We start from the raw sequence: 18,607 nt of genomic DNA on the forward strand, positions 1-18,607 counted from the left end.
CGGCCGCTCAGTTTCGGCGGGCCGGACGGTCCACCCCGCGAGTGGTCAACCGGAGAGGACAGGGACATGAGCGGCGTACGGGTGCTGGTCGGCACGCGCAAGGGCGCGTTCACGCTGACATCGGACGGCAGGCGCGACGACTGGACGGTCGACGGGCCGCACTTCGGCGGCTGGGAGATCTACCACCTGACCGGGTCGCCCGCCGACCCGGACCGGCTCTACGCCTCGCAGTCGGGCGGCTGGTTCGGGCAGCTCATCCAGCGCTCCGACGACGGCGGCCGGACCTGGAACACGATGGGCAACGACTTCGCGTACGCGGGCGACGTCGGCGAGCACCTCTGGTACGACGGCACCCCGCGACCGTGGGAGTTCAAGCGCGTCTGGCACCTCGAACCGTCCCGGCACGACCCCGACACCGTGTACGCGGGCGCCGAGGACGCCGCCCTCTACGTCAGCACCGACGGCGCGCAGAAGTGGACCGAGCTGACCGCCCTGCGGACCCACCCCACCGGCGGAGCGTGGCAGCCGGGGGCCGGTGGCATGTGCCTGCACACGATCATCCTCGACCCGGTGCACGCCGACCGGATCTACGTCGCCATCTCGGCGGCCGGCGCGTTCCGCAGCGACGACGCCGGCGCGAGCTGGACGCCGATCAACAAGGGGCTGCGCTCGGGGGAGATCCCGGACGGGGACTCCGAGGTCGGCCACTGCGTGCACCACATCACCCAGCACCCGTCCCGCCCCGACACCCTGTTCATGCAGAAGCACTGGGACGTGATGCGCAGCGACGACGCCGGCGCGAGCTGGCGCGAGGTCAGCGGCAACCTGCCGTCGGACTTCGGCTTCCCGATCGCGGTCCACGCGCACGAGCCGGAGACCCTCTACGTCGTACCCATCACCAGCGACGCCCAGCACTACCCGCCGGAGGGCCGGCTGCGGGTCTACCGCAGCCGCACCGGCGGCGACGACTGGGAGCCGCTGACCCGGGGCCTGCCGCAGTCGCACTGCTACGTCAACGTGCTGCGCGACGCGATGGCCGTCGACACGCTCGACCCCTGCGGCATCTACTTCGGCACCACCGGCGGGCAGGTCTACCGCTCGGCCGACGGCGGCGACAGCTGGGCGCCGATCGTCCGGGACCTGCCGGCGGTGCTCTCGGTGGAAGTCCAGGTGCTGCCGTGATCCGGGTGGTCCTGCCGGCCCACCTGAAGACCCTGGCGCACGTCACCGGCGAGGTCCGGCTGGAGGTGAGCGGCCCGGTCACCCAGCTCGCGGTGCTGGACGCGCTGGAGGAGCGGTACCCGATGCTGCTCGGCACGATCCGCGACCGGCACACCCGCCGACGCCGCCCGTTCGTCCGCTTCTACGCCTGCGAGCAGGACCTCTCCAACGATCCGCCGGAGACGCCGCTGCCGGCGGAGGTGACGACCGGAGCCGAGCCGTTCATCGTGCTCGGCGCGATGGCCGGGGGATAGCCTCCGGGTCCCCGTCGCTGCGGGCCCCCGTACCGCCCGGCGGACCCGTACGCTCGGCGGTCATGACCGCGAGTTCCGCCACGTCGCTGTTCGCCGCGCTGCTGGACCGTTCGGTCGCCCGGATCGCCGAGCTGGTCGCGGACGGCCGGCACGTCGACCGGCTCGCCGTGGCGGAGATCGCGGACGTCTGGGACAACAGCACTCTCCCGTTCTTCCGGGTGGCGCTCAGCCGTCCGGGGTGGGTGCGGGAACGGCGGGCCCGGGCCGCGCTGGCCTGGATGGCGGACCTCGGTCCGGCCCGGCGGGAGTGGCTGGTCGAGCAGGCGGCGGCGGCCGGACACCGGCTGTCGCCGCTGCTGCCGCCGGTGGTCGACCACGGCCCGCACCACCGCGACTATCGGGGCGTCGTCCACCCCGGCGTCGTGCCGCTGACCGGGGCCGGCGTCGACAGCGTCGCGCGTGACTACGACCTGGCCCGCGCGGAAGTCCGCGAGCTGCGGGTGGAACGCGCCGGGCGGCTGCTGCGCGGCGGTGTCGCGGTGGCGGCGCCACGCCGCTACACCGGCTCCGGCGGGCACGCCGACGCGGTCGTCCGACTCGACCTCACCGACCTGCGCGAGGTGCGGTGCGACAGCGCCGACCGGTCCGGCCTGACCCTGACCCTCGATCAAGGCGGGGTCGAGGTGCGCCTCGGCGCCCGGGGGAGTCTGCGGGCCGCCGCGGCGGTGGTGGGGTTCGACGACGCGTCGTGGCACGAGTCGCAGGCCGGCCGGGCCGCCGTGGCGGACACCCCGGTCGAGCGGCGGGTCCGCCGGCCCCGGCCGATCGAGCGGCCGGCGCTGGGGGACGGCACCGCGGATGCCGCCATGGTGCTCCGCGAGCTGATGCTGGTGATCCGCTCGGTGCGCTACCCGAAGCTGGTCGGGCGGATCCCGGTGCGGACCCTGTGCGACGCGGTCGCGGGCGCCGGTGACGCCGTGCTGACCGCCGCCGGTCGGCCCTGGCCGGTCCGGGACCGGGCGTTCCGGCGGTTGGCCGAGGGCTGGCTCGGGGCCGCCGGCCCGGCGGCGCACCTGCTGGTCCGTTGGCTCCCGCCCGGGCACTGGGCCCGCGCGGCGGTGCCGGCCGGGCCACCCCCGGCCGCCCCGGTCGGGCTGCCCGACCGGGCCCAGCTCACGCTGGCCGCGTACGCCTGGTCCGGCCCGGACGGGGACACCTCGGCGGTGGTCAACCTGGCCGTACCCGAGGGCGACGGAGGGTGGGGACTGCGGGCGGTGCAGTTTCCGGGGCCGGTGCGCCTCGCGCTGCGTACCGCCGCGTTCACCGCGCCCGGGGCGCTGTCCCGCGCCGACGACGGGTCGCTGCGTCTCGGTGCCGAGGACCTCGCCGTCACGGTCGGCTGAGCCGGGTCGGGCGGCGGACTGGCGTACGCGTCGCTGCCGGAGCAGAGCGAACCCGTTCAAGGGCGGATCTGGGGAGGTGTCGCGGGTGATCGACGGCAGGTGCGCGCCGGGCGAGGACCGGCCCGACCGGAGCAGGGAGGCTGGCGAATGGTGAACGGCCGGAGAACGGGCGCTGCCCGTCGGTGGCCGCGGCTGCTGCCGTTGCTCCTGCTCGTGCTGCCGACCGGCGGGTGCACGCCGCCGGGGGAGTCCCGGGCGGCGCTTCGGCACCTCGACGACGGTCGGATCGAACTGCTGGCGGTGGTGTGCGAGGGCCATGACGCGGCGAGGCTCGCGGTGTACGAGAACCGGTCCGAAGGCGGCGGGGCGGGATGGGTCGTGGAGACGCCGCTGGGCTCCCCGCCCGTCGAGCGGACGCAGGTGCTGCGGGTGACGCTCTTCCGGACGCCCGACGGCTGGCAGGAGCAGGAGGGAGCGCTCGACGACTTGTCGCCGGGGACCCCGTACGGCCTGCTCTTCTCCGACTCCGCAGGGCAGGGTTCGCAGCTGCGCTTCACGCTCGACCGGTTGACCGGCCTCGGCGATCGGGTACTCACCGGCCCGTGGCGGCACGAGCGGGTGGTCGAGGAGTCCGAGTTCCTGGACGGGGCACGGAAGTCCTGCGACGGAGCATGACCCGGGCCGGCGCCGAGAGGGCTTCCGAGGAAGCCCTCTCGACCCGGGTCGGCGCGTCCGACGGCGGCCCGGCCTGAGCGAGGGGCCGTTCCGGCCCGCCCGCGGCGTCCGTCAGTCCGCCGGGCGGCGGGTGAAGTAGTCCGGCCGGCTCACCCAGGTCTCGCTGACGAACATCACGCCCGCCCGGTCGGCGAAGAGCTGCCGCAGGCCGGTGGCCACCGCTTCGGCCCGCTGCGGCGGCAGCACCGCGATGACCAGGACCTGGCCGGAGCGCTCGTTGAACAGCAGCCGTCCCTCGTGGTTGCCGTGGTGACCGAAGCCGGACACCCCGGTGAGGCTCGTCCAGCCGCTGACGCCGGAGGCGAGCAGGAGTTCCCGGACCACGTCGACGTCGTCGGCGCGGACCACGGCTTCGATCTTGACCATCCGGGTGAGACCGAGGTCTTCCATCACGGGTGTTCCCTTCGTTTTCGGGGGTCGGTCAGGCGGGGGTGGCGACGGCCGGCGCCGCCGTGGGCGCGGCCGGTGCGGTCGCGGCCGGCGCGGGCACCGGCCGCCAGGCGTCCCCGCCGGCCGGCTCCCACCAGAGTCCGGTGTCCGGGTCGACGGCGCACAGGTGCAGCCAGTGCCCGTCGACCAGGTCGCGCAGCGCGGGGTTGCGGCGCAGCACCGCCGCCACCATCGGGTACGGGGCGTGCACCACGGCGAGCAGCCGCAGCGGCTCGTGCACCAGCCGCTGCCCGTCGCCGACCGACTGCCGGGGCAGCCCGGTGCGCAGGTCGCCCCCGGAGCCGGAGAGCACCCCGAGCCCGTCGCCGAGCACGGTGTGCACGGTCTTGTCCCCGGCGCCGAAGCGCTCCGGGTCCACGCTGGCGAAGTAGTACTGCATGTTGATCCACTGGGCCACCACCAGCGGTCCGGTCAGGATCGTCTCCAGGCTGGCCGCGTCCGGGTCGGTGGACCAGTCGTAGGAGTGCAGGAAGGTGCGGCAGCCCAGGTCCAGCCCGGCGGTCCGGGCCCGGGGACCGGCGATGAACGCGGCGTTTCCGGCCAGCGCCCACTCGGGACGTACCTGGGCCCAGTCGGTGGCCCGGCCCGGGAGCCGCCCGGCGGCGGGACGGTCCGGCAGCCGGTCGGCCCGCTCCCGGCGCAGGGCGGCCGACGCCAGGTCGAGCAGCCGGGACAGTTCCTCGACCGCGCCCCGGTGCGTGGCCGGTACGGCGTCGACGTCGGTCAGGCGCACCTCGTCGGTGACCGTGTCGTGCTCGGCGGCGAGCACGTGGGTGCCGGCGGGGATCCCTACCCCGCGCCGGGCCAGGCCGGCCCGCACGGCGGGGTCGTTGAGCATCGCGGCGGCCATCCGGGCGCTGACGCCGCCCCGGTTGCCGCCGCACGCGCCGCAGTCCAGCGCCGCCGCGTACGGGTTGTTGACGGTGCTGGCCCCGTGCCCGCAGAGCAGCAGCAGCGGGGCGAACCGGTCGGTCAGGCCCATCGCCCGCAGGGTCGCCTCGGCGTAGTAGACCCGCTCGTCGAGGGTCAACGCCCGGGCCAGGTCGGCCGCGGTGGGCGCGGGCTCGCTCAGGTCACCGGCCAGCCGTGCCGGTGCCACCGCGCGGGCCAGCAGCGCGCCGGCCGCGACGAGACCGGCGATCTCCACGAACGCGAAGGCACCGACCGGGTTGCCCCGCGCGCCGCTGACCGCCCGCCGCCAGCCCTGCCGCAGCCGTCGCCCGGCCACCCGGGCCGGCTCCGGTTCGGGGCCGGTGACCGTGGCGACCGGACTCATCAGGACCGGGCAGCGGTCCCGGCCGGCGCGCGCGTCCGGCGAGACCGTCCGCAGTGGCAGGCCGAAGAAGCCGGCGAAGCCGAAGGTCTCGACCGGCCCGGCGGCCTCCAGGTGCCGGCGGAGCCCTTCGCTGCGTACGTCGATGCAGAAGACGGCCTGGGCGAGCGGTGCCCCTGCGTCGGCCGGCGCGGTACGCCGGTCGAGCTGCGCACGCAGCCGCCGCCGGTAGGCGTGCTCGGCGGCGGCCAGCCACACCTCGGCCTGCCGTTGCGCGGACAGGTCGGTCACCGCGTCCCGCAGCGCCGCCAGCGCCGGCGCCCCGAGGGCGGCGATCCCGTCGGCGGTGAGGTCGAGCGCGGCGGCCAGCCGGGCCACCGGCAGGGCCTGGTCGGGGCGCTCCGGCGTGCCGGCGGCGACGGTGTCGATCCGCCCGGGTACGCCGAGCCGCCGCCGGGCGGTCGCGTCACCGAGCGCCACCTCGTACGCGAGCCGGATCGCCAGCAGCTCGACCACGCTCAGGCCCGGCCGCGCACTGCGGTGCGCGGACCACCAGCGGGCGTGCCCCGCCCAGCCGGGCAGCCGGACCAGTGACCGGGACAGGTACGCCGACCAGCCCGACGCCGGCACCCCCAGCTGGCGCAGCAGGAGGGCGAGGGCCGCCTCCGGCGCGGCCGGCAGCGCGGTGACGAAGTCGGCGAAGCCGCTCACCCCGAGCAGTCGGGGCAGCGTGTCCCCGCCCGCCGTCCGGCGCCACCGGGCCCAACTGCCCTCGGCGTCGCCGCCGGGCACCGGCCAGCGCGCCGCCGGCTGCCCGCAGTACGCCGCGCACCAGCCCGCCACCAGGTCGTCCACCTGCTCGGCGAGCCGGCCGCCGGTCGCCCGGTCCAGCCGTTCGGCCAGGGTGGGCTCGGCGTACCCGGAATCGGGGTCCGCCGGGGCGGGCGGCGCGACGGCGAGCCGACGCCGGACCGCCGCGAGCAGGTCGGCCGGGGGTGGTGGGCCGTCGTGCACGGGTCGGCGCAGCACCAGCTCGCGCAGCTCCGGGCCGGTGACCAGCCGGCCGTCGGGCAGCAGCGCGGCCCCGCCTTCCAGGGGCGTGCCGGTCAGCGCGGCAGCCAGGTCGGTCTCCTCGATGTCTCCGGCGTGCAGCCGCCGGCGGTACTCCTGCGCGGTCAGGTGGGTGCGGGCCCCGGCGACCGTCCGCAGCCGGTCGGTGGCCGCGGTGAACGGCAGCCGTTCCAGGCCGGCCAGCGGGTTGACCGCCACGAAGGTGTCCACCGGCCAGGCCTGGCCGACCAGGTCGGCCGCGGTGGCGGCGGAGGCGACCGCGACCGCCGCGTCGGTGTCGCGGACCGTGGACCGGGCGACGGCCGGGGTCACGGCGGTGGTCGAGGGCCGCCACCACCGGCCGGGGTAGCCGTCCCGCCAGGCCCACCACCACAGCCGCGCGGTGGGTCGGCGGGCCACCAGCCAGGCGGTCGTCGCGATGCCGGCGAGCACCACGGCGGCCACCGCGACGGCGGCCGGCGAGACCGCCGACGGCAGCCGCAGCCAGCGCTCGGCCAGCCGCCCGAGCAGCAGGTAGCCGACGCACGCCGCCACGACCGCCGCCGCGACGGTCGCCACCTGACGCCGGGCGAGCAGGCGGTCGGCCAGCGCCCCGGCGAGCGCCCCGGTCCCGGCGGCGACCGCCAGCGCGGCGCTGAGCAGCCCACCGAGCGAGGCGCCCAGCGCCACCTCGACGAGGGCCACCACGGCGAGCAGGACACCGCCGGCCAGCACCAGCCGCTGGGTCGGCGTCGGCCCGGCCGGTCGCGGCGCGTCGGCGGCCTGCGCGTGCTGGCGTACCGCGCCACCGGCGGAGAGGAACGCGTACGCCTTGAACACGCCGTGCCCGACCAGGTGCACGGCGGCCAGTCCGAACGCGCCGAGACCGCACTGGGCCAGCATGAAGCCCATCTGGGCCACGGTGGACCGGGCCAGCGCGCCCTTGGCGTCGGTGCGTACCGCGCCGAACAGGGTGCCGGCGGCGGCGGTCAGCAGGCCGACCAGCAGGGCCACCGCCAGCACCCCGGGTGCGGCCACGAAGACCGGGGCCAGGGTGATCAGCAGGAAGCCGACCACGTTCACCATGCCGGCGTGCAGGAACGCCGACACCGGGGTGGGCGCGTCCAGCGTGCTCGGCAGCCAGCCGTGCACCGGCACCTGCGCCGAGCGGACCATGCCCGCCGCCAGCAGCAGCAGTCCCGCCGGGACCAGCAGGCCGGGCGGGGCGTCGGCGGCGGCGTCGCGTACCGCCGCCAGGTCCCCGGCGCGCAGGCCGACGGCGAGCAGGACCAGGCCGCCGACCAGGGCGAGGTCGGCCGCCAGGAACAGCCGCCGGACGCGGCGGGTGGCGTCGCGTACCCGGGGCCGGTCGCGGTGGTGACCGATCAGGCCGGCGAGCAGCCGGCCGGCGAGGACCCAGCCGAGGGCCAGCTGCCCGAGGTTGGGCGCGGTCGCCATCAGCAGGGTGGCGGCGGTCGCGCCCGCGACCCGGGCCTGGAAGGCCGCGGCGCGCGGGTCGCCGTCGAGGTAGCGGCGGGCGTAGCCGGAGACGGCGGCGGCGATGCCGCAGACGAGCAGGACGAACAGGGCGACGAAGCGGTCGACCCGGACGCCGATGCTGACCGGTACGTCGGCGACGACCGGGCGCAGCAGCGTGCCGGTGACGGGTCCGTCGACGGCCGTCACGGCGAGCAGCAGGACGGCTCCGCCCGCTGCCAGGGCCAGCAGCGGGCCGGTGACCCGGGCGGCGTGCCGGGAGTCGCGGGTCACGAGTGCGCTCAGGGACGCCAGCGCGGGTGCGGCGAGCACCGCGGTGATCAGTGCGATGGTCATGGCCACCTCCTAACAAGCGCACTCTAGAACACGATTTAGAATTCCGGTATTGTGAGTCGCATGACCATGGTGGAGGAGAACGAGCCGGGGCGCGCCACCGCCGCGGGCGACCCGGTGACCCGGACCCTGGGCCTGCTGCTCGCGGGTCACCGCCGGTACCGCGACGGCAGGGCGTCGACGGCGGATCCGGTGGATGGCCCGGTCGCGGCGGTGCTCGGCTGCGCCGACCCGCAACCGGCACTCTTCGGCGGGCTACCGCTCTACGAGGTGCGCACCGCCGGTCTGCGGGTCGGCCCGGCCGTGCTCGGCAGCGTGGAGTACGCCGTCGACCGGCTCCGTCTCCCGCTGGTGGTGGTCCTGGGCCACCTCCGCTGCGGTGTGCCCGGCGCCGGCGGGCCCGCGCACGTCCGGGCCACCCTCGCCGCGCTGCGCCGGGGCTCCCGCGTCCTCGACACCGCCGTCGCCGACGGTCGCTGCGCCCTGGTCGGCATGTGCTGGCACGAGGACCGGGACCTGGTCCGCCCGGTGCTGCCCCGGGCCGTGCCGGCGGCGCACGGCCGGCGGCTGCGACCCCCCTCGCGCCGCACGGTCCGGGCGCGCTGACGCCCCGGCGGCTGACGACCTGTCCCTGGCCGGCGCCCGGTCCGGGGCCGCCTGACGTCCGGCGGCTACCGGCCGGTCCCTGGCCGGCGCACGGCCCGAGCCGGCCGGCGCCCGGCGGCTACCGGCCGGACGTGGGTGCGCCGTCGCCTGCCCGAGCGACCCGGGCCGGCACGGCCCGGTCGGTACCCGCGCCGGGCACGGTCACGGGTTGCAGTGCGGGCACACCCCCGGGTCCGCCGCGCCCGGCCGGACCGGCTCGACCCGCCGGTACCCGCACGATCCGCAGCCGGACACCCGTTCCGCGACCAGGTCGGTCGGCGTGCCGCAGGCCGCGCAGGGCAGGCCGGGATGCGTGGCGACCAGCCCGAAGCCGGGCGTCGCACAGTCGGGACAGGGTGTGGCCACCCGCCGCGCGAGCCGCCGGCCCGCCTCGGCGATCACCGCCATCCGCCGGGGATTGTGGTGGGCCCTCAGGTCCGCCGCCACCCGGGCCCGGCCGTCCGGACTGGCGGTGGCCGCCGCCGCGACCGCGGCCAGCAGGGCCGGCACCCGGACGATCCCCTTCACCGGCGCCGCACCCGGCACCGGCACCGCCGGCGCCACCGTCACCGCGTGCCCGGGCAGCCCGGTCCGCCGGGCGAATTGCAGCAGCTCACCCCGGTCGCGGCCGTCGGTCAGCAGCTCGGCGTGGTTGCTGGCCAGGCTGGTCGCCCGCTCCCGGACCACCAGCCCGAGCCGGTCGTCGACCAGCGCCACGTACTCGACCTGGAGGCTGCACCAGGGCAGCGACGGATGCGGACCGAAGCTGCCCTCGCTGGCCACCCCGACCGCACAGCCGGCCGCCGCCATGCCCAACCGCGCCTTCGCGACCACCACCTGCTCGGCCGGCCCGGGTCGCTCGATCTCCCCGGTGAAGGTGCCCAGCGCGTCGGTGTCCACCTCCGGCACCCGCAGGCGCAGGCCGAGGTGGCGCCGCAGCGGCGGACCGAGCGCCACCCGCTTGCCGTGCCGGGTCGCCAGGCTCGCCACCACGTCGCGGTACACCCCCCGGAGGGTACGCCGCCGGCCGGTCCCGCCGGCGTCGTTCCGCCGCCCGGACGGGGCCGGCCGGCCCGGGGTGGCCGCCGTCGTTGTTTCCTCCGACCGTCACCGGGTACGCCGGGCCGTCGGTCGGGTCCGGGGACGGGAGCGGGCATGGTGGCGGTGCGGCGCGGGAACGGTCGAGGCTGACCGTGTGCGGGATCAGCGGGGAGGCGCGGTTCGACGGCACGCCGCCGGACGCCTCGGCCGTCGGGCGGATGACCGAGGCGATGCGGTCCCGGGGACCCGACGGCGCCGGGTCGTGGCACGACGAGTGGGTGGCCCTGGGGCACCGGCGGCTGACCGTCATCGACCTCTCCGACGCCGCGGCGCAGCCGATGGCCCGCGACGACCTGCGCCTCGCGCTGGTCTTCAACGGCTGCGTCTACAACTACCCGCAGCTGCGCGAGGAGCTGACCGCCGCGGGGCACACCTTCCGCTCCACCGGCGACACCGAGGTGGTCCTCGTCGCGTACGCACAGTGGGGCGAGGACTTCGTCGACCACCTGGTGGGGATGTTCGCCGTGGCGCTGGTCGACCGGGCCCGGCGGCGGCTCGTGCTGGCCCGCGACCGGCTCGGCATCAAGCCGCTGTACCTCGCCGAGACCCCGGGGCGGCTGCGCTTCGCCTCCACCCTGCCCGCCCTGCTGCGCGCCGGCGACGTGGACACCGACGTGGACCCGGTGGCGCTGCACCACTACCTGTCCTGGCACTCGATCGTGCCCGCCCCGCGGACCATCCTGCGCGGCGTCCGGAAGCTGCCGCCGGCCACCGTGCGGGTGGTCGAGGCCGACGGCCGCAGCCGGGAGCGCGTCTACTGGCGGCCGGAGTACGTCCGGGACCCGGACCGGGCCGGCATGGACGCCCGCGACTGGCGGGCCGCCGTGGGTGACGCGCTGCGCACCGCGGTACGCCGGCGGCTGGTCGCCGACGTGCCGGTCGGGGTGCTGCTCTCCGGCGGCCTGGACTCCAGCCTGATCGTGGCGCTGCTCGCCGAGGCCGGGCAGCAGCACCTGCAGACCTTCAGCATCGGCTTCAGCGGCCGCGACGGCGAGGCCGGCGACGAGTTCCACTACTCCGACCTGGTCGCCCGCGCCTACGACACCGACCACCACCGGATCCGGCTGGCCGACGACGACCTGGTCAACGCGGTGCGCCGGGCGATCGCCGCGATGACCGAGCCGATGGGCAGCCACGACGTGGTCGCTTTCCACCTGCTCTCCGAACAGGTGGCCCGGCACGTCAAGGTGGCCCAGTCCGGGCAGGGCGCGGACGAGGTCTTCGCCGGCTACGGCTACCACCAGCCGCTCGCCGACATACCGCGCGACGCCGCCGAGGCGACCTTCGCCGCCGCGTTCTTCGACCGGGACCACGCCGAGCTGAACCGGGTGGTCGACCCGGCGTACGCGCTGGAGCGGGACGCGAGCCGGGAACTGCTCGCCGCCGACCTGGCCGCGCCGGGCGCGCAGACCGCGCTGGACGCGGTGCTGCGGCTGGACACCCACCTGATGCTCCCCGACGACCCGGTGAAACGGGTCGACAGCATGAGCATGGCCTGGGGCCTGGAGGTGCGTACCCCCTTCCTGGATCAGGACCTCGTCGCGCTGGCCGCGGCCTGCCCGCCCGAGCACAAGGTGGCCCAGGGCGGCAAGGGCGTGCTCAAGGAGGTGGCCCGGGAGGTGTTGCCGGCCGAGGTGATCGACCGGCCGAAGGGCTACTTCCCGGTGCCGGCGCTGCGCAACGTCGACGGCCCGGTACGGGAGCTGGTGGCACAGGCCCTCGACGCGCCGGCCGCCCGGGACCGCGCGCTCTTCGACCGCGCGTACGTGGCGGGGCTGCTGGCCGAGCCGGAGCGGGCGCAGGCGGCGGCCGGCAGCAACAAACTCTGGCAGCTCGGGCTGCTGGAGCTCTGGCTCCAGTCGCACGGGATCGGGTGACGCCGGCCGGTTGCCGGGGAAGGAGTGGACGTGAAGTTCCTCATCGACACCACCGAGGACGGCGGGTACGGGTTCACCATGGTCGCCGACGACGGCCAGCTGCTGGCCACCGGTCAGGGCTGCTCGGACAAGGCCGCCCTGCTGGCCCGGGTCGCCGGCATCATGCACGGGGCCGGCGCGGCCGCGATCGAGGACCGGACGGAACCGGGGCCGGTGCCCGAGTCGAGCGTGGTGCCGCTCTCCGGCGAGCCCGACATGGCCCGGCTGGGCCGCTCGGACCTTCCGCCGATCTGAGCGGCGACCGCGTTCAGACCCGGACGGTCTCGGCGGCGAGGTGGTCGAGCGTCGCGCGGACGTCCCCGTCGGTGGCGGACATGATCCGCCGCTGCCGGCTGGCGCCGGAGCCGTCGCGGCGCAGCCGGTCGAGGTGGCGCAGCACGGTGTCCAGGTCGCCGTGCCGGCGCAGCGCCGCGGCGACCGTGGCGACCAGGTCGTCGATGAGCTCCCAGGCCGGACGGGCCCGGCCGACCCGCAGGTCGATCAGCTCGCCGTCCACGCCGTCGTGCGCGGCCCGCCAGTGTGCCGCCGCCACCAGGCAGTCCCGGATCCGTTGCGCCGGGCGGCCGGCGACCACGTCGTCGACCAGGGTGGCGACCAGGCCCCGGACCAGCGCGGCCACCAGCACCGTGTCGTCCGCGGTCGGGCAGACGTCGCCGACCCGGACCTCCACCGTGGGGTACGCGACGGACAGCCGGGCGTACCAGTAGACCATCGCCGGATCGAGCATGATCCCGGCGGTGATCAGCTCGGCGACCGTGCCGTCGTAGTCGGCGGCGGAGCTGAAGTACGGGGTGGGTCCGGCGCTGGGCCAGCGGTCGAACTGCAGTGAGCGCCAGCTGGCGTACCCGGTGTCCCGGCCGTCGTGCAGCGGCGAGTTGGTGGTGAGCGCCTGCACCACCGGCAGCCACGGCCGCAGGTGGTTGCAGACCTGCACGGCCAGCTCCCGGTCCGGCACGCCCACGTGCACGTGGCAGCCGCAGACCGCCGGGTCGTGCGCCACCGGCCCGAACCGGCGGGACATGTCCTGGTAGCGGCGCTCGTCGGGGACGCTGCGGTGCGCCTCGTGCACCGGCGTGGCCCCGACGGCCACCAGCCGGGCGCCGGCCCGCTCGGCCGCGTCGGCCGCCGCGCGGCGCAGGTTGACCAGATGGGTCCGCAGCTCGTCGAGGTCGGTGCAGACCGGGGTGACCATCTCGACCATGCTGTGCCGGAACTCCTGGCGGCTCTGCTCCCGGCAGGCCCCGGCCAGCCCGGCCCGCACCCGGTCGGCGACCGGCAGGCTCTCTCCGGAGACCGGGTCGAGGAGCAGGAACTCCTCCTCCACGCCGAGGGTGAGCACGGACGCGGTCGACGCGGTCGGTGAGCTGGTTGCCCGGATCGCCATCTGCGCCCTCTCCCGGCTCGTCGGAACCACGGGTTGCGGTCCCGACCGGCACGGCGGCCGGCCCCGGGCCCGGTTCCTCGACGGTACGGCCGGGCACCGCCCCGCACGGCGGTTTCGGCGAGAAGCGGGACCGGCTCAGCTCGCGGGCGTGCCGGGTGCCGGGGCGAGGTCGGTCAGCGCGGCGGCGACAGCGGCCCAGACCTGCCGGTGGGCGACCATCCCGCCGTGCGAGCTGTCCACGGTGACGCACCGGGCGGCGGGGTCCTGCGAGGCGTGCCAGGACACGATGCCGTCGCTGCGGCTGGCGATGGAGGTGAACGGCAGGTGGGCGGGGGCCGGCGCGAGGACGTCGTCGTGGACCTGGCGGCAGCAGTCCCCGAAGGGGCTGTCAACTGTTGCCGGTGGAGTGTTCTTGAGGCGTCTGTGGCGCAGTGTGGTGGCTTCAGGTGGTGGGGTTGTCGTACCGGTGGTCGATACTGGTCGCGGGTTGGTGAGTGGGGGTGGGTGTGCGGGTGGTGCAGGCGTATCGTTTCGCGCTCGATCTGACCCCACGTCAGGAGCGGTCGGTGCTGGCGCATGCTGGTGCGGCGCGGGTGGCGCACAACTGGGCTCTGGCTCGGGTGAAGGCTGTGCTGGATCAGCGGGCCGCGGAGCGTTCCTATGGCTTGGCCGAGGAGGCGCTTACCCCGGTGGTGGGGTGGTCGTTGCCGGCGTTGCGTAAGGCGTGGAACGCGGTCAAGGGCGAGGTGGCGCCGTGGTGGCGGGAGTGTTCGAAGGAGGCGTTCAACACCGGCCTGGACGCCCTGGCGCGTGGGTTGAAGAACTGGGCGGACTCCCGCAACGGCCGGCGCGCCGGGCGCAGGGTCGGGTTCCCGCGGTTCAAGTCCAAGCACCGCTGCGCGCCGTCGGTGCGGTTCACCACGGGTGCGATCCGGATCGAGGCGGACCGTAAGCATGTGGTGCTGCCGCGGCTGGGCCGGCTGAAGCTGCACGAGTCCGCCCGCAAGTTGGCCCGCCGTGTGGAGGCGGGCACGGCGCGGATCATGTCGGCGACCGTGCGCCGTGACGGCGGCCGCTGGTTCGTGGCGTTCACCGTGGACATCGACCTCGGCGTGCGTTGCCCGGCCCGGACGGACACCATCGTCGGGGTGGACGTGGGGATCAGGCATCTGGCGGTGCTGTCGACCGGTGAACCGGTGCCCAACCCTCGCCATCTGGATACCGCCGAGGTGAGGTTGCGGGCGCTGAGCCGGGCCATGTCCCGCAAAGAGGGCCCGGACCGTAAGGCGGGCGAGGCGGCGTCGAAGCGGTGGCGGCGGGCCGCCGGCCGGCTGCGCAGGGCGCATGCGCGGGTGGCGAACCTTCGCCGTGACGGTCTGCACAAGCTCACCACCCGCCTCGCCCGCGAGCACGCCACGATCGTGGTCGAGGACCTCCACGTCGCCGGCATGCTGAAAAACCGGCGCCTGGCCCGGCATATCGCCGACGCCGGCTTCGGGGAGCTACGCCGGCAACTGACCTATAAGACGGTCTGGAACGGCGGGCTGCTGGTGGTCGCCGACCGCTGGTACCCCTCCAGCAAAACCTGCTCGGGCTGTGGTGCGGTGAAAACCAAACTCACCCTGCGCGAGCGCACCTATCACTGCACTACCTGCGGCCTGACCCTGGACCGGGATGTCAACGCCGCACGCAACCTCGCCGCCCTCGCCACTTGTGTGACAGGGCAGCAGACCGCCGGGAGTGGCTCGGTGGCAGGACGTGGAGCCATCCCTAAGACCCACCCCCGTGGGCAGGAGGCTGTGAAACGTCAACCCGGCCCTGCCAGATTGGCAGGTAAGACCGGAACCGTACTGCCGCAAGGCAGAACTGCCACATGAGCGCCATAAAACACTCATTGGCAACGGTGACCAGTGCGCGTACCCGGTGCGGGTGCCGGACGGCGAGGGCCTTGGCGAACATGCCGCCCCGGCTGTGCCCGACCAGGGTGATCGGCCGGCCCGTCTCGGTGTGCACCCGGAGCAGGGTCTCCTCGACGACGGCCAGGTCCCGGCTGGAGCAGCGGCGGCCGTCGAGCAGGCCGGTCGGCCGGGCGTCCCAGCCGCCCTCGCACAGCAGCGCCACCCGGTCGTCACCCGCGGCGAAACCGGGCACGACCAGCAGCGGGGCGTCCGGCTCGGGCGGGGTGGGCGGAGCCGGCGGGGCGGCGAGCAGGGCGGCCAGTTCGGTGCCGGCCCGGCGTTCCCGCCAGATCGGCGGCGTCACGCTGCGGGGCAGGCCGAGATAGTGCAGCGGCGCCCGGAACGGCTGCCAGACCGCGTCGCTCATGGGCTGGTCCGATCTGCTGCGGGGCGGCCGGTCCATCCTGCTCCCGCCGCAGCGCCTCGTCCAGCCGCGCCCGCATGGTGGTGGTCATGCCGGCGCCTGGTCTCCGCCGGCCAGGGCGGTGGCCAGCCGCAGTGTGGCGGCGCGCAGCCGGTCCGCCCCGACGTCGTCGAGGACCGCCCGGACGTGCTCGGCGGAGAGTGCCGCGAGCAGGGCGTGCGCGTCGGCGGCCGGGTCCGGGCCGCCGGCCAGCAGCAGGGTGACGTGCCGGTGCCAGAACCGGTACGCCCCGATCCGGTAGCGGGCCCCGGGCGACGCGGTCTCGGAGACCCGCACCAGGTCCAGGTGGTCGAGCAGATGGTCCAGGTACGCCCCGACGAAGGCGGCCAGCCGATCCGACGGGGGTGCCGGCGAGCCGGCCGGGCCGGGTCCCAGCGGGGCGGGTCCGAACAGGATCGCCTCCTGCAACGCGCGTTCCTGCGTGTCGAGCAGCGCGGTGGCCAGTCCCGCCTTGTCGCCGAAGCGGCGGAAGAGCGTGCCCTTGCCGACGCCGGCCGCGGCGGCCACCGCGTCCATGGAAACCCCCGCGACGCCGTGCTCGCGGAACAGGGCCGCCGCGGCCGTCAGCACGGCGGCGCGGTTGCGGGCGGCGTCGGAGCGTTCCCGGGGCGGTGACGTACGCAACTGGAGCAGTTCTGCCGGGGGAGTGGTGGAATCGGACTGCGGTCCGCTACGGTTCGAGGGCACAACCGGACTGTAGTCCCTTTATCTGGAGGTTGCCATGACCGCCCGCATCACCCGCGACGAGCTGCGTGCCGCGATCGACGCCGACGCCGTCACGGTCGTCGACGCCCTCGGCGGCGAGTACTACGCCCGCCAGCACCTGCCCGGCGCGATCCCCCTGGTGGAGGCCGACGTCGACGACCGGGCCGGTGAGCTGCTGCCCGACCGGGACGCCCCGGTCGTCACCTACTGCTCCAACCCGTCCTGCCCGAACAGTGGCCGGGTGGCCGACCGGCTCACCGCGCTCGGCTGGACGAACGTGCGCAAGTACGCCGAGGGCATCGAGGACTGGGTGGGCGCGGGCCTGCCCACCGAGTCCGGCGCGCCCGGCCGCTGACCGGAACCGGTGGGGAGGCGGGGCTGTCGCCTCCCCACCGGCCGCCGGACGTGCGCCACGCCCGCGAGCGTGACGTACGCCGGTCGACCTGACCCCGGCCGGGCCGGGACCTCACCGCTCCCGGCGGTCCCGGCGCTCGCGGCGGTCGCCGCCGTCGAACCGGCGCTCGCCGCCCCCGTCACCGTCCCGGTCCCGGCGTACGGTGGCCTTGCGGCCCTTGATGGTGCTGCCGCGCAGGCCCTGGATCACCTCGTCGGCGAGCGCGTTCGGCACCTCCACCAGGGAGAAGCGATCGGCGATCTCGATCGAGCCGATGTCCCGCCCGCTGGCCCCGGTCTCGCCGGTGATCGCCCCCACCAGATCCTGCGGTCGCACCCCGGCGCGCCGGCCCAGTCCGATGAAGACCTGCGTGGTGCCTCCGGAGCGGGGTCGGCCGCCGCCGCCGCGCCGGTCGACGCCCGGCCGGGTCTCGCGCGCCGGACGGACCGCGACCTGCGGGATCTCCTCCTCCTCGTCGGCCGCGCCCGGCAGGGCGGCCTCGTGGGCGAGCTTCACCGCGGCGAGCGCGACCTCCATCATGTCGAACTCGTCCGACAGCGACTCCACGATCGCCCGGAACGGCTCCAGGTCGTCCTCCAGCAGCGACTCCCGCAGGGCCGCCTGGGTGAGTTCCAGCCGCCGGGTCCGCAGGTCCGCCACCGTCGGGATCTTGTCGATGGCGATCCGCTGGCCGGTGACCCGCTCGATGGTCTTGAGCATCCGGTGCTCGCGCGGCTCGGCGAGAGTGATCGCCACGCCCTCCCGGCCGGCCCGGCCCACCCGGCCGATCCGGTGCACGTACGACTCCGGGGCCGACGGCACGTCGTAGTTGACCACGTGGGTGAGCTGCTCGACATCCAGGCCGCGGGCCGCCACGTCGGTGGCCACCAGCAGGTCCGCGGTGCCCGAGCGGAGCCGGCCCATCACCCGGTCCCGCTGCTCCTGGCTCATCCCGCCGTGCAGCGCCTCGGCCCGGTAGCCCCGGCCGTTCATCGTCTCGGTGAGCCGGTCCACCTCCTCACGGCTCCGGCAGAAGACGATCGCCGCGGTGGGTGACTCGACGTCCAGCACCCGGCCCAACGCCGCCGGCTTGTGCGCCCGCGCGACGATGTACGCGCTCTGCCGCACCCGGGGCGCCTCGCCCGCCACCGGCTGCTCGCGGCCGATCTGGATCCGCACCGGGTCGGTGAGGTGCTTGCGGGCCAGCCCGTCGATGCGCGCCGGCATGGTGGCCGAGAAGAGCACCGTCTGCCGCTCGGCCGGCGCGTGCTCCAGGATCGCCTCGATGTCCTCGGCGAAGCCCATGTCGAGCATCTCGTCCGCCTCGTCCAGCACCACCGTGGCCAGCGAGCCGAGCCGCAGCGTGCCCCGGGCGATGTGGTCCAGCGCCCGGCCCGGCGTGGCCACCACCACGTCCACCCCGAGGTCCAGGGCCCGCAGCTGCCGGCCGATCGGCTGGCCGCCGTAGATCGGCAGGACCCGGGTGCCCAGGTCCTTGCCGTACCGGTGGAACGCCTCGGAGACCTGCACCGCCAGCTCGCGGGTGGGCACGAGGACCAGCGAGACCGGGTCACCGCCGGTGCGCCGGTCGGGCAGCCGCTGCAACAGCGGCAGGGCGAACGCGGCGGTCTTGCCGGTGCCCGTCGCCGCCTGTCCCAGCAGATCCTGGCCGGCCAGCAGGGGCGGGATCGCCTCGCGCTGGATGGGGGTCGGCTCCTCGTAGCCGAGCGCGGCGAGCGCGCCCAGCAGCTCGGTGCGCAGCCCGAGGTCGGCGAAGGTGGGCGTCTCGTCGGGGTCGACGGAGACGGCGGGGTCGGTCGGCGTTGGCGCGGAACTCATACGA

General features: G+C 75.7%; 17 protein-coding genes. 9 read left to right on the top strand and 8 right to left on the bottom strand.

The genetic code is table 11. The features are described from left to right. Positions 1-66 precede the first annotated feature (66 nt). From GA0070611_RS05175 to GA0070611_RS05190, 4 genes are all read left to right on the top strand, one after another. Complete coding sequence (locus tag GA0070611_RS05175) at positions 67-1,182, top strand: WD40/YVTN/BNR-like repeat-containing protein (RefSeq protein ID WP_091658295.1); 1,116 nt, start codon at positions 67-69, stop codon at positions 1,180-1,182. After that, complete coding sequence (locus tag GA0070611_RS05180) at positions 1,179-1,475, top strand: MoaD/ThiS family protein (protein WP_091658298.1); 297 nt, start codon at positions 1,179-1,181, stop codon at positions 1,473-1,475. The genes GA0070611_RS05175 and GA0070611_RS05180 overlap by 4 nt, the downstream gene beginning before the upstream one ends. A gap of 62 nt (positions 1,476-1,537) precedes the next feature. Further along, entirely contained in the window at positions 1,538-2,878 is a 1,341-nt protein-coding gene (locus tag GA0070611_RS05185; protein ID WP_091658301.1) for a hypothetical protein, read from the top strand. 201 nt (positions 2,879-3,079) lie between these two features. Next, positions 3,080-3,553: a hypothetical protein gene (locus GA0070611_RS05190; RefSeq protein ID WP_157740207.1), complete on the top strand. Its 474-nt coding sequence runs from the start codon at positions 3,080-3,082 to the stop codon at positions 3,551-3,553. Between the two features lie 111 nt (positions 3,554-3,664). On the opposite strand, the gene GA0070611_RS05195 is transcribed toward GA0070611_RS05190, so the two are convergent. Beyond that, a complete protein-coding gene (locus tag GA0070611_RS05195; protein WP_091658306.1) occupies positions 3,665-4,003 on the bottom strand; it encodes a DUF190 domain-containing protein in 339 nt (112 codons plus the stop codon). 31 nt (positions 4,004-4,034) lie between these two features. Further along, positions 4,035-8,219 carry a putative inorganic carbon transporter subunit DabA gene (locus tag GA0070611_RS05200; protein WP_091658309.1) on the bottom strand — a complete coding sequence of 1,395 codons (4,185 nt, stop codon included), beginning with the start codon at positions 8,217-8,219 and terminating at the stop codon, positions 4,035-4,037. 60 nt (positions 8,220-8,279) lie between these two features. Between GA0070611_RS05200 and GA0070611_RS05205 the strand changes: the two genes are divergently transcribed. After that, on the top strand, positions 8,280-8,822 hold the full coding sequence (locus GA0070611_RS05205) for a carbonic anhydrase (RefSeq protein WP_231921328.1): 543 nt from the start codon (positions 8,280-8,282) through the stop codon (positions 8,820-8,822). A 201-nt stretch (positions 8,823-9,023) separates the two neighbouring features. Here the strand turns inward: GA0070611_RS05205 and GA0070611_RS05210 are convergent, their stop codons facing one another. Beyond that, entirely contained in the window at positions 9,024-9,866 is an 843-nt protein-coding gene (locus GA0070611_RS05210; protein WP_091658312.1) for a DUF6671 family protein, read from the bottom strand. A gap of 188 nt (positions 9,867-10,054) precedes the next feature. Between GA0070611_RS05210 and GA0070611_RS05215 the strand changes: the two genes are divergently transcribed. Together GA0070611_RS05215 and GA0070611_RS05220 are read left to right on the top strand one after the other, a co-directional pair. Further along, positions 10,055-11,839 carry an N-acetylglutaminylglutamine amidotransferase gene (locus GA0070611_RS05215; RefSeq protein ID WP_091658315.1) on the top strand — a complete coding sequence of 595 codons (1,785 nt, stop codon included), beginning with the start codon at positions 10,055-10,057 and terminating at the stop codon, positions 11,837-11,839. A gap of 30 nt (positions 11,840-11,869) precedes the next feature. After that, positions 11,870-12,133, top strand: coding sequence for a YegP family protein (locus GA0070611_RS05220; protein WP_157740208.1), 264 nt, complete (start codon positions 11,870-11,872; stop codon positions 12,131-12,133). 13 nt (positions 12,134-12,146) lie between these two features. Here the strand turns inward: GA0070611_RS05220 and GA0070611_RS05225 are convergent, their stop codons facing one another. Together GA0070611_RS05225 and GA0070611_RS30965 are read right to left on the bottom strand one after the other, a co-directional pair. After that, on the bottom strand, positions 12,147-13,283 hold the full coding sequence (locus tag GA0070611_RS05225; protein ID WP_091658322.1) for a carboxylate-amine ligase: 1,137 nt from the start codon (positions 13,281-13,283) through the stop codon (positions 12,147-12,149). Between the two features lie 135 nt (positions 13,284-13,418). Continuing rightward, positions 13,419-13,568 carry a hypothetical protein gene (locus tag GA0070611_RS30965; protein WP_157740209.1) on the bottom strand — a complete coding sequence of 50 codons (150 nt, stop codon included), beginning with the start codon at positions 13,566-13,568 and terminating at the stop codon, positions 13,419-13,421. A gap of 227 nt (positions 13,569-13,795) precedes the next feature. Between GA0070611_RS30965 and tnpB the strand changes: the two genes are divergently transcribed. Further along, positions 13,796-15,160, top strand: coding sequence for an IS607 family element RNA-guided endonuclease TnpB (gene tnpB / locus GA0070611_RS05230; RefSeq protein ID WP_231921329.1), 1,365 nt, complete (start codon positions 13,796-13,798; stop codon positions 15,158-15,160). Here the strand turns inward: tnpB and GA0070611_RS05235 are convergent. Together GA0070611_RS05235 and GA0070611_RS32170 are read right to left on the bottom strand one after the other, a co-directional pair. After that, on the bottom strand, positions 15,054-15,608 hold the full coding sequence (locus GA0070611_RS05235) for an alpha/beta fold hydrolase (RefSeq protein WP_091658329.1): 555 nt from the start codon (positions 15,606-15,608) through the stop codon (positions 15,054-15,056). The two genes, tnpB and GA0070611_RS05235, sit on opposite strands and share 107 nt — an antisense overlap. A gap of 84 nt (positions 15,609-15,692) precedes the next feature. Beyond that, entirely contained in the window at positions 15,693-16,352 is a 660-nt protein-coding gene (locus GA0070611_RS32170; RefSeq protein ID WP_197675856.1) for a TetR family transcriptional regulator, read from the bottom strand. 34 nt (positions 16,353-16,386) lie between these two features. Between GA0070611_RS32170 and GA0070611_RS05245 the strand changes: the two genes are divergently transcribed. Beyond that, positions 16,387-16,725 carry a rhodanese-like domain-containing protein gene (locus GA0070611_RS05245; protein WP_091658331.1) on the top strand — a complete coding sequence of 113 codons (339 nt, stop codon included), beginning with the start codon at positions 16,387-16,389 and terminating at the stop codon, positions 16,723-16,725. Positions 16,726-16,836: 111 nt separating this feature from the next. Here the strand turns inward: GA0070611_RS05245 and GA0070611_RS05250 are convergent, their stop codons facing one another. After that, on the bottom strand, positions 16,837-18,603 hold the full coding sequence (locus GA0070611_RS05250) for a DEAD/DEAH box helicase (RefSeq protein WP_091658334.1): 1,767 nt from the start codon (positions 18,601-18,603) through the stop codon (positions 16,837-16,839). Positions 18,604-18,607: the final 4 nt, after the last annotated feature.

This window comes from Micromonospora auratinigra (genome assembly GCF_900089595.1).
Taxonomy (GTDB): domain Bacteria; phylum Actinomycetota; class Actinomycetes; order Mycobacteriales; family Micromonosporaceae; genus Micromonospora; species Micromonospora auratinigra.

What these genes read in the sequence shown, in the direction of transcription:
- GA0070611_RS05205 (WP_231921328.1), top strand. Translation starts at nt 8,280, where the DNA reads ATGACCATGGTGGAGGAGAACGAGCCGGGGCGCGCCACCGCCGCGGGC.
- GA0070611_RS05250 (WP_091658334.1), bottom strand. Translation starts at nt 18,603, where the DNA reads ATGAGTTCCGCGCCAACGCCGACCGACCCCGCCGTCTCCGTCGACCCC.
- GA0070611_RS05245 (WP_091658331.1), top strand. Translation starts at nt 16,387, where the DNA reads ATGACCGCCCGCATCACCCGCGACGAGCTGCGTGCCGCGATCGACGCC.
- GA0070611_RS05235 (WP_091658329.1), bottom strand. Translation starts at nt 15,608, where the DNA reads ATGAGCGACGCGGTCTGGCAGCCGTTCCGGGCGCCGCTGCACTATCTC.
- GA0070611_RS05185 (WP_091658301.1), top strand. Translation starts at nt 1,538, where the DNA reads ATGACCGCGAGTTCCGCCACGTCGCTGTTCGCCGCGCTGCTGGACCGT.
- GA0070611_RS05195 (WP_091658306.1), bottom strand. Translation starts at nt 4,003, where the DNA reads ATGGAAGACCTCGGTCTCACCCGGATGGTCAAGATCGAAGCCGTGGTC.
- GA0070611_RS05225 (WP_091658322.1), bottom strand. Translation starts at nt 13,283, where the DNA reads ATGGCGATCCGGGCAACCAGCTCACCGACCGCGTCGACCGCGTCCGTG.
- GA0070611_RS05175 (WP_091658295.1), top strand. Translation starts at nt 67, where the DNA reads ATGAGCGGCGTACGGGTGCTGGTCGGCACGCGCAAGGGCGCGTTCACG.
- GA0070611_RS05200 (WP_091658309.1), bottom strand. Translation starts at nt 8,219, where the DNA reads ATGACCATCGCACTGATCACCGCGGTGCTCGCCGCACCCGCGCTGGCG.